The organism is Bacillus sp. 05T31, assembly GCF_056396725.1.
Genome location: NZ_JBFTMA010000109.1, coordinates 1 through 9404, shown reverse-complemented (window position 1 = coordinate 9404; position 9404 = coordinate 1). Strand labels below are relative to the sequence as shown.

The 9404-nt window shown below is 36.5% G+C and carries 13 protein-coding genes; 12 read left to right on the top strand and 1 reads right to left on the bottom strand.

Annotated elements, in window-relative coordinates:
- The 12 genes from AC1DJR_RS09800 to AC1DJR_RS09745 form a co-directional block, all read left to right on the top strand.
- The coding region (locus tag AC1DJR_RS09800; RefSeq protein WP_477002500.1) for an ATP phosphoribosyltransferase regulatory subunit at positions 1-1027 on the top strand (1027 nt) is incomplete at its 5' end.
- Positions 1003-1638, top strand: a complete 636-nt coding sequence (gene hisG, locus AC1DJR_RS09795) for an ATP phosphoribosyltransferase (RefSeq protein WP_429692422.1) — start codon at positions 1003-1005, stop codon at positions 1636-1638. The genes AC1DJR_RS09800 and hisG, both read left to right, overlap by 25 nt.
- 11 nt (positions 1639-1649) lie before the next feature.
- The gene (gene hisD, locus AC1DJR_RS09790; RefSeq protein ID WP_477002499.1) at positions 1650-2939 is read left to right on the top strand and encodes a histidinol dehydrogenase; all 1290 of its coding nucleotides are present in this window, start codon (positions 1650-1652) and stop codon (positions 2937-2939) included.
- Positions 2939-3523, top strand: a complete 585-nt coding sequence (hisB, locus tag AC1DJR_RS09785) for an imidazoleglycerol-phosphate dehydratase HisB (protein ID WP_477002498.1) — start codon at positions 2939-2941, stop codon at positions 3521-3523. Before hisD ends, hisB begins: the two co-directional genes overlap by 1 nt.
- Positions 3524-4153, top strand: coding sequence for an imidazole glycerol phosphate synthase subunit HisH (gene hisH, locus AC1DJR_RS09780; protein ID WP_060750584.1), 630 nt, complete (start codon positions 3524-3526; stop codon positions 4151-4153).
- A complete protein-coding gene (gene hisA / locus AC1DJR_RS09775; RefSeq protein ID WP_429686525.1) occupies positions 4126-4845 on the top strand; it encodes a 1-(5-phosphoribosyl)-5-[(5-phosphoribosylamino)methylideneamino]imidazole-4-carboxamide isomerase in 720 nt (239 codons plus the stop codon). Before hisH ends, hisA begins: the two co-directional genes overlap by 28 nt.
- On the top strand, positions 4839-5597 hold the full coding sequence (hisF, locus tag AC1DJR_RS09770) for an imidazole glycerol phosphate synthase subunit HisF (protein ID WP_429686526.1): 759 nt from the start codon (positions 4839-4841) through the stop codon (positions 5595-5597). The genes hisA and hisF overlap by 7 nt, the downstream gene beginning before the upstream one ends.
- Positions 5594-5899, top strand: a complete 306-nt coding sequence (gene hisI / locus AC1DJR_RS09765; protein WP_002086731.1) for a phosphoribosyl-AMP cyclohydrolase — start codon at positions 5594-5596, stop codon at positions 5897-5899. The genes hisF and hisI overlap by 4 nt, the downstream gene beginning before the upstream one ends.
- A gap of 10 nt (positions 5900-5909) precedes the next feature.
- Positions 5910-6233: a phosphoribosyl-ATP diphosphatase gene (gene hisE, locus AC1DJR_RS09760; RefSeq protein WP_002011702.1), complete on the top strand. Its 324-nt coding sequence runs from the start codon at positions 5910-5912 to the stop codon at positions 6231-6233.
- Positions 6234-6245: 12 nt separating this feature from the next.
- Positions 6246-7265, top strand: a complete 1020-nt coding sequence (locus AC1DJR_RS09755; RefSeq protein WP_429686527.1) for a histidinol phosphate phosphatase domain-containing protein — start codon at positions 6246-6248, stop codon at positions 7263-7265.
- Positions 7266-7333: 68 nt separating this feature from the next.
- Positions 7334-7498, top strand: coding sequence for a YozQ family protein (locus AC1DJR_RS09750; protein ID WP_477002497.1), 165 nt, complete (start codon positions 7334-7336; stop codon positions 7496-7498).
- Between the two features lie 135 nt (positions 7499-7633).
- Positions 7634-8614: a 2-hydroxyacid dehydrogenase family protein gene (locus AC1DJR_RS09745; protein WP_477002496.1), complete on the top strand. Its 981-nt coding sequence runs from the start codon at positions 7634-7636 to the stop codon at positions 8612-8614.
- Between the two features lie 32 nt (positions 8615-8646).
- Here the strand turns inward: AC1DJR_RS09745 and pssA are convergent, their stop codons facing one another.
- Positions 8647-9348 carry a CDP-diacylglycerol--serine O-phosphatidyltransferase gene (gene pssA / locus AC1DJR_RS09740; protein ID WP_429686528.1) on the bottom strand — a complete coding sequence of 234 codons (702 nt, stop codon included), beginning with the start codon at positions 9346-9348 and terminating at the stop codon, positions 8647-8649.
- Positions 9349-9404 lie beyond the last annotated feature (56 nt).

Here is a 9404-nt window from a genome sequence, read left to right as displayed (position 1 = left end):
CCCAGATATGACAATTCCTTTAGCAAGAGTAATTGGAACACAGAGAGGGGATATTCCTCTTAAAGTAACTTATAGCGGGAATGTATTTCGGGCGAATGAGTCCCTTACTGGGAAATATAATGAAATAGTGCAAAGTGGTATTGAAATTATCGGGATTGAAAATGTAAGGGCTGAAATTGAATGTGTGATAAGCGTAATTCAAGCACTTCAAAAATTAAAGGTGCAATCTTTCACAATTGAGATTGGGCAAGTGCAGTTATATAAATGTATCGTAAAAAAGCTCCCCATTAATGATGAAGAAGAGAAGTTACTTAGAACGTATATTGAAAGTAAAAATTATGCCGCACTCTCACATTTTATAGAAGAAAAGAAATTAAATCGGTGTGATGAAACAGTAAGGTTACTTGAGAAACTACCAAGGTTATTCGGGAGTTTAGATGTTGTTGAGAAAGCAGAAAAACTCGCCTCAAGTAATGAAATGAAAATGGCCATTGCGAGAGTGAAAGAAATATATGAAACAATTGAACAGTTAGGATATGGCCCTTACATATCAATTGATTTAGGTATGGTTCAACATTTGGATTATTATACGGGTGTTATTTTCAAAGGGTATATATATGAAATTGGAGAAGAGATTGTTAGTGGCGGAAGATATGATGAGTTAATTGGAAATTTTGGAGAGATGATGCCAGCGGTTGGGCTCGCGGTGCAAGTAAATCAAATAGTTAAGGCACTTCAAGAGCAGCAAGAACCATATAAACGAAAGAGAATAGATATTATGATTCATTATGAGTTAAATAGATTAGCAGAAGCGGAAAGGTTACGAAATTTACTGCAAAAGGACGGAAAGAATGCCCAGTTATCTTTATTCTCTAATTTAAACGATACTTTTCAATTTGCAAACAAGAATAAAATAATGACAGTCGTTGAGGCGAAGAGTGAGTCACTAGTGGAATATGTATGGAGAGAGAAATGGATCATMCAGAAAGAAGGGGAGGYTTCATGCGTAACATTCAAATTGCGTTAACGAAAGGAAGATTAGAAAAGCATGTTATTCCACTGTTTGAAAAAATTGGAATTGATTGTTCGGAGCTCAAAGATAAAGGAAGAAAACTTGTGTTTAAAAGTAAAAACACAAACATTTCATTTATTTTAGTGAAAGCGGTAGATGTTGCTACTTATGTAGAACATGGCGTAGCTGATATTGGAGTCGTTGGAAAAGATATATTAATGGAATTTGAGAAAGATATATATGAGATGGTCGATTTAGGAGTGGGCGTGTGTAAATTTTGTGTCGCTTCTATTCCTACGTATAATCCGAAGGGTTATCGAAAAAAACGAATTGCTACGAAATATCCGCACATTACTTCTACATATTTTCATGATAAAGGGGAGGATGTAGAAATTATTAAAATAGAAGGATCTGTAGAGATTGCTCCACTTCTAGGTTTGGCAGATGCAATTGTTGATATTGTTGAAACAGGAAAAACATTACAAGAAAACGGGTTAATTGTATTTGAGGAAATGTGCTCTATATCAGCTCGAATGATTGTGAATAAGGCTGCATTGAAAACTAAAAAAGACGAAATATTCTGCGTTATAAATATGATGGAACAAGAAATTTTGTCAGGGAAATAGGGGGACTTTAAATGGAGATAGTTTTTGAAGATTTCCAAGAGGCTTTATCGAAAATAAAATCGCTACGAGAAAGCGCTAATATAATAGAAGAAACTGTTCAAAGAAGTGTAAGTGAAATTGTTCAAAACGTAAGGGAGAGTAAAGATGAGGCTTTATCGTTCTATACAAAAAAGTTTGATGGTGTAGAGACAAAAGATTTTCGTGTAAGTGAGGAAGAAATAAAACAAGCAAGTAAGTTTGTAGAACAAGCTTTTTTAGAAGCGTTAAAAGAGGCGAAGAAAAATATTATCTCGTATCACGAAAAGCAAAAAAGACAATCTATGTTTGATTGCGTGAGTGAAGGGGTAATTAGAGGGCAGCTTATTCGTCCGTTAGAAAATGTAGGTGTATATGTGCCGGGCGGGACTGCTTCGTATCCTTCATCAGTATTAATGAATGTATTGCCAGCAAAACTCGCAGGAGTGAAAAAAATTGTAATGGTAACACCGCCGAAGCAAGGAGGAATTGATCCGCATATTTTAGCTGCTGCAAGTCTTGCAGGTGTAGATGAAATATATATGGCCGGTGGTGCTCAAGTAATTGCTGCTCTAGCATATGGAACGGAATCGATTCCTAAAGTAGATAAAATAGTTGGACCAGGGAATTTATATGTCGCGCTAGCGAAGCGAGAAGTATATGGGATAGTCAATATCGATATGATTGCTGGACCATCAGAAATTGTAGTTATCGCAGATGAAACAGGAAATGCCGAATATATTGCTGCTGATTTATTATCACAGGCAGAACATGACGAGAGGGCAACAGCTATTTGTATTACAACAAATATAAAGCTTGCTAAAGAAGTAGAAAGAGAAATAGAAAGGCAGCTAGAGACGTTGCCTAGAAGTGAAATCGCTCGTGAATCCATAAAAAGAAATGGAGCAATTTTTATTGTTCCTTCTTTAGAAGAGGCGTTTCATTTATCAAATGAAATCGCTCCAGAACATTTAGAGTTACACATAAAAGAGCCAATGAATGCTCTAGCTTATGTAAAGCATGCTGGATCAATTTTTCTTGGCCCATATGCACCTGAACCGCTCGGAGATTATTTGGCGGGGCCGAATCACGTATTACCGACAAGTGGAACGGCAAGATTTTTTTCTCCGTTATCCGTCGATGATTTCGTRAAAAAATCAAGCTTCRTTTCTTATACGGAAGAAGCGTTAAGAAGTGTACAGCATCATATTGTAGAACTTGCAAATAAAGAAGGTTTACATGCACACGCAAGAGCAATCCAAATTAGGTTTAAGGAGGAAGAATAATGCGCGAGTCTAGTCAAGTACGTGAGACGACGGAAACAAAAATTAAATTAAGTTTGCAACTTGATGAAAGTACGAATGTTTCTGTGCAAACAGGAGTTGGATTTTTTGATCATATRCTAACTTTATTTGCTAGRCAYGGAAGATTYGGTYTGCAARTTGAAGCTGAAGGTGATGTATTCGTTGATGCKCATCATACGGTTGAAGATGTTGGAATTGTACTCGGAACTTGCTTGAAAGAAGCATTGCAAAATAAAGATGGGATTAACCGTTACGGCTCAGCGTATGTACCGATGGATGAATCTTTAGGATTTGTTGCGATTGATATAAGCGGGCGCTCATATATTGTATTTCAAGGTGAATTAACAAATCCGAAGCTAGGGGATTTTGACACAGAATTAACGGAAGAATTTTTTAGAGCAGTTGCTCATGCTGCAAATATTACGTTACATGCTCGCATTTTATACGGAAGCAATACACATCACAAAATTGAAGCTTTATTTAAAGCGTTCGGTCGAGCGCTTAGAGAGGCAGTCGATAAAAATGCCAATATTAATGGTGTAAATTCAACGAAAGGGATGTTGTAATTGATTGCAATTATAGATTATGGAATGGGAAATATTCGTAGTGTGGAACAAGCATTAAAATATATTGGAACAGAGTACATCATAACGGATGATAAAAAAGAAATATTGAGAAGTGATGGAGTTATTTTACCAGGAGTAGGCACATTTCCGAAAGCGATGGGCGTTTTAGAAGAAAAAGATTTAGTATGTGTGCTAAAAGAAGTTGGGAGCTTAGGAAAACCGCTTCTGGGTATTTGCTTAGGAATGCAACTTTTATTTGAAAAAAGTGAGGAACTACAAAATTGTAACGGATTAAGTTTATTGCCAGGTGTTATTCGAAAGTTAAAAGTTCCTTATAAAATTCCACATATGGGGTGGAATGAATTAAAAAAAGAAGGAGAAATATCGCTTTGGAATGGAGTAGAGGACGGTTCTTTCGTATATTATGTCCACTCTTATTATGCAGATTGTCCGAATGAAATTGTGTATGGGGCAAGTGAATATGGAGTGAAAGTACCTGGTTTTGTAGCAAAAGGAAATATATTTGGCGCACAGTTTCATCCTGAAAAAAGTGGGGAAATTGGGATGCGAATGTTAAAAAATTTCAAAGGGGTGGTAGAAGCATGGAAATCTTCCCAGCTATCGATGTAAAAGAAGGACGATGCGTCAGGCTTTATCAAGGAGAGTTTAGTAAAGAAACGGTGATGAATGAAGATCCAGTCGCACAAGCAATCATATTTGAAAAACTTGGAGCGAAAATACTACACGTTGTTGATTTAGATGGAGCRATTGTTGGGGAGTCAGTAAATTTACCTGTCATTGAAAAAATATGCAAGGCGGTACGTATTCCGGTGCAAATTGGAGGAGGAGTTCGGTCACCCGCGGCAGTGGAGAAGTTGTTGTCAGTAGGTGTAGAAAAAGTGATATTAGGAACGGCTGCCCTTTACGATAAATCATTTTTAGAAGAAGCGGTTCGTCTATATAAGGAGAAAATCATAGTTGGAATTGATGCGAAAAATGGTTTCGTAGCAACGAGGGGCTGGTTAGATGTGTCTGAAATTTCGTACATCGATTTAGCGAAGCAAATGGAAAGTGTAGGTGTTCAAACGATTGTGTTTACGGACATTTCAAAAGATGGGACACTTGCAGGACCAAATTTTGAGCAATTAGAGTTACTGCAAAAAAGCGTGGGTATTCGCGTGATTGCATCTGGAGGTGTCGCATCTATTCAACATGTGAAAAGATTAAATGATATGAACATATATGGCGTCATTATTGGGAAAGCACTTTACGAGAAAACGATTGATTTAGAAAAAGTGTTACAGGTAACAAAACTATGTTAGCAAAACGAATTATTCCATGTCTAGATGTGAAAGAAGGGCGGGTAGTAAAGGGTGTGAATTTTATAGGGTTACAAGACGTCGGTGATCCTGTTGAAATAGCCGCATTATATAATGATGCAGGAGCAGATGAAATCGTATTTTTAGACATTACTGCGACGCATGAAGGGCGAAAAACGATTATAGATGTTGTAGAAAAAACTGCTTCAAAAGTATTCATACCTCTCACAGTTGGCGGGGGGATTTCAAGTGTTAAAGATATGTACAATTTACTAAGAGCTGGAGCAGATAAAGTTTCAATAAACTCAGCGGCAGTGAGAAATCCGAAGTTAATCCAGGAAGGTGCGGAACATTTTGGCTCACAATGTATTGTCGTAGCAATCGATGCTAGAAAAGTAGCAGAAGATAAATGGAATGTATACGTAAATGGCGGAAGACTTAATACGGGAATGGATGCAATCGAATGGGCGAAGCGCGTTGCCCAGCTCGGGGCAGGAGAAATTTTGTTGACGAGTATGGATGCAGATGGAACGAAAAACGGATATGATCTTCGTTTAACAGGAGCAATTTCAAACAGCGTTTCTGTTCCAGTAATCGCATCAGGTGGATGTGGTCATGTGGATCACATTATAGAAGTATTTCAAAAGACAACAGTTGATGCAGCATTAGCGGCATCAATCTTTCATTATGGTGAAGCGACTGTACAAGATGTAAAGAGAAAATTAAGAGAAGCAAACGTTGAGGTGCGGTTATGAAACCTAATTTTGCAAAAGGATTGATACCAGCTGTTGTTATCGAGGAAGATACGAAAGAAGTTTTAATGTTAGCTTATATGAATGAAGAAGCGTATGACAAGACGCTGGAAACGAAAAGAACATGGTTTTATTCCCGTTCGAGACAATCGTTATGGAATAAAGGAGGTACATCGGGAAATGTCCAATATGTGCAATCACTTTATTTAGACTGTGATCAAGATGCAATCGTTGTTGTCGTAAAGCAAGTAGGGCCTGCTTGCCATACGGGAGAAAAAACGTGTTTTCACTACAAAATTATATAGGGGGATACATATGGAAGATATCCTTAAGTTATTATTTGAAACAATTGAAGAACGAAAGAAAAATCCACTCTCTGAATCATATACGAATTATTTATTTTCAAAAGGTGAAGATAAAATTTTAAAGAAAATTGGTGAGGAGTGCACCGAAGTAATTATTGCGTCTAAAAATAATGATAAAGAAGAAATAGTAAAAGAAATGGTTGATGTGTTCTATCACTGTTTTGTTCTATTAGCCGAAAAAAATATTCCATTAGAAGATGTCATGCAAGAAGTGAAAGAAAGAAATGGAAAGCTTTCGCGAGTAGGGGACAGAAGAGAAATAGATACATTATAAGGGGGAATATGGATGAAAGTGGACTGTCACATTCATTTAGAAGAAGGGCCATATTCAATAGGGTGGCTAGCTAAAATAAATGATGCGCTACAATATTTTGAACCGCTTAAAGAAGAAAAACATTCTATGGAATGGCTTATGAAAACACAAGAACGCCTGCAAAGACGTGTGAAGGAAGGTCCATTTACAGCGAAATGGATTGATTTATATTTAGAAGAAGCTGTGCGAAAAGGTATAAAAGAAGTTGGCATTGTTGATCATTTATATCGTTTTCATGAAGCGAAAGGATATTATGAAAAGTATGTAGATATTAGTGATTCTAAGCTTGGTCGCCTGCAAAAAGAATGGTTAGATCAAGTAAGAGTAACGTCTATTTATGATTTTACAAAGGCGATTGAAGAGGCAAAAGAGCGATGGAGTAAACGAGGGATAACGCTCAAACTTGGAATTGAAGCGGATTATTTTATCGGGGGTGAACAAGAGTTAAAAGGTTTACTAGCATTAGGAGACTTTGATTATGTAATCGGTTCGGTCCATTTTATAGATGGATGGGGATTTGATAATCCAGATACGAAAGAGTATTTTGGTACGCATGAGTTACATACTTTATATCACACGTTTTTCGCTACAGTTGAAAGTGCTGTTCGTTCCGAGCTTTTTGATATTATAGCTCACCTCGATAACATAAAAGTATTTAATTATCGATTGGATGAGAATGAACAGCTTTCTTATTATAAGGAAATTGCTCGTGCGTTAGTGGAAACAAATACAGCAACAGAAATAAATGCGGGATTGTACTATCGATATCCTGTGCGCGAAATGTGCCCAAGTCCACTTTATTTACAAGTATTAGCTAAGCATGGAGTTCCGATTACTCTATCCTCAGATGCCCATTATCCGAATGATTTAGGAAAGTATGTGGAAGAGAATATAAAGACATTACGCAATCATGATATTTCTCACATAGCTACATTTACGAAACGAGTAAGAACGATGAGATTGCTTGAAGAAGAAGGAATAATTTCAAAATGAAACACGATTTTTTGATGAAAATCACCCTTTTTGTTCAAAATAAGAAAGAATGAAAAGGAGGATGAAAAATGRCGAAACAACAAAATAAACAAAACGTACAAGCGGCAGATCAAGCCTATACTTCTGAAACAAATAATACTGCTAACTCAGTTATTGAGGAACAAATTAGCGATACAGTTGCAGAAGGAACAATCGATGCGAAGCTTGGGAAAGAATCGCAAGAAAAAGCGTAAAAAGAGGGGAGAGTTGCATCTCCTCTTTTTTTATGGAAAAGTGTCGATTTTCAAAACTATAATCAAATTCCTTGGTTTTTATATGTAGATTTCTTACAATGAAATATAAGAGATATCATATTTTGTATAGAAGAGGTGTTAGTAGTGGCGAAAATATTAGTAGCAGGAAAAATTCCAGAAATCGGATTAGAATTATTGAAAAATCATGATATAGAAATGTACAATAAAGAAGAATTAATTAGTGTAGAAGAGTTAGCAGAACGTGTAAAAGATAAAGATGCACTTTTAAGCTTACTTTCTACGAAGGTATCGAAAGAGGTTATTGACGCAGCACCAAACTTGAAAATTATCGCAAATTATGGTGCTGGTTACGATAATAYTGATTACACATATGCAGGAGAAAAAGGAATTGCGGTAACGAATACACCGAAAGTATCAACTGAAGCGACAGCAGAATTAACATTTGCACTTCTTTTAGCAGCTGCACGTAGAATTCCTGAAGGTGATACGTTATGTCGTACAACTGGATTTAACGGATGGGCACCGTTATTCTTCTTGGGCCGCGAAGTACACGGTAAGACAATCGGAATTATTGGCCTCGGAGAAATCGGGAAGGCAGTTGCAAAGCGTGCGAGAGCATTTGGAATGAATGTTTTATATACAGGACCAAATCGAAAGCCTGAAGCTGAAAGTGAACTGGAAGCGACATACGTAACGTTGGAAGAATTATTACAAACAGCGGACTTTATTACAATTAACTGTGCTTATAATCCGAAATTACATCATATGATTGATGAAGAACAGTTTAAAATGATGAAGAAAACAGCATATATTATAAATGCTTCACGTGGACCAATTATGAATGAATCAGCACTTGCTCATGCACTAAAAACGAATGAAATTGAAGGTGCAGCTCTTGACGTATTTGAATTTGAACCGAAAATTACAGAAGAGCTAAAAGGATTAAAGAATGTAGTACTTGCTCCTCACGTAGGAAATGCAACATTCGAAACACGTGATGCAATGGCTGAAATGGCAGTAAGAAATATTTTAGCTGTATTAAATGGTGAAGAACCTGTAACACCTGTAAATCAAAAAGTATTAGTTACAAAATAAAAAAGAAACCTTCCGAAATACGGAAGGTTTTTTTATTTTTCTTTATTCGCTTTTTTAGAAGGTCTTTGTCTAATAAATTGAGATAACATATACAAAATGTATAGTGGAATGGCAATGAATAAGAAAACAGAAATGTTGCCAAAACTTGTTTGGTACATTGTGATAATAATTCCAACTAAAAATAGTGTAACAATTATGCTATATCGTGGAATTGGTACATCYTTTAAACTTGGGATACGAACACGGCTCACCATTAAAAATGCGAACGTTACGAATACGGTAATGAGAACGATTTTTGGAATGGTATGTGAAAATAATGTTAAGAAAGCAACAAGCCCTCCTGCTGCAGTAATCGGAACTCCAGTGAAATATTTCATAGAAGTAGAAGATGGTGTTACATTAAATCGTGCTAAGCGATATGCTCCGAACAGAGGGAATAATCCCGCTATGTATAGTCCAATGATTCCGTAGTTGGAAAAAGATGTGTAATACATTAAAACAGCAGGTGCTGCGCCAAATGTTACAACATCCGCGAGTGAATCAAGCTCTTTTCCCATTTGTGAATCAACGCGTAATAAACGAGCGACACGACCATCAAGACTATCTAACATCATCCCGATCAGTACTAAAATAGCAGCTGATTTATAATATCCTAAAGATGCATAGCCGATTGACAAAAATCCGCTATATAAATTCCCGAGCGTAAATAAGTTTGGAATAGCTGCTCTATACAAAATCTGATCCCTTGCTTTCTGTTATAAATTCTTAATTAGTGTATGAAAGTTTACTA

Bases quoted from the DNA above. Each gene is read 5' to 3' on its own strand.
- hisG (WP_429692422.1), top strand. From the start codon at position 1,003: ATGCGTAACATTCAAATTGCGTTAACGAAAGGAAGATTAGAAAAGCAT.
- hisF (WP_429686526.1), top strand. From the start codon at position 4,839: ATGTTAGCAAAACGAATTATTCCATGTCTAGATGTGAAAGAAGGGCGG.
- hisI (WP_002086731.1), top strand. From the start codon at position 5,594: ATGAAACCTAATTTTGCAAAAGGATTGATACCAGCTGTTGTTATCGAG.
- hisE (WP_002011702.1), top strand. From the start codon at position 5,910: ATGGAAGATATCCTTAAGTTATTATTTGAAACAATTGAAGAACGAAAG.
- AC1DJR_RS09755 (WP_429686527.1), top strand. From the start codon at position 6,246: ATGAAAGTGGACTGTCACATTCATTTAGAAGAAGGGCCATATTCAATA.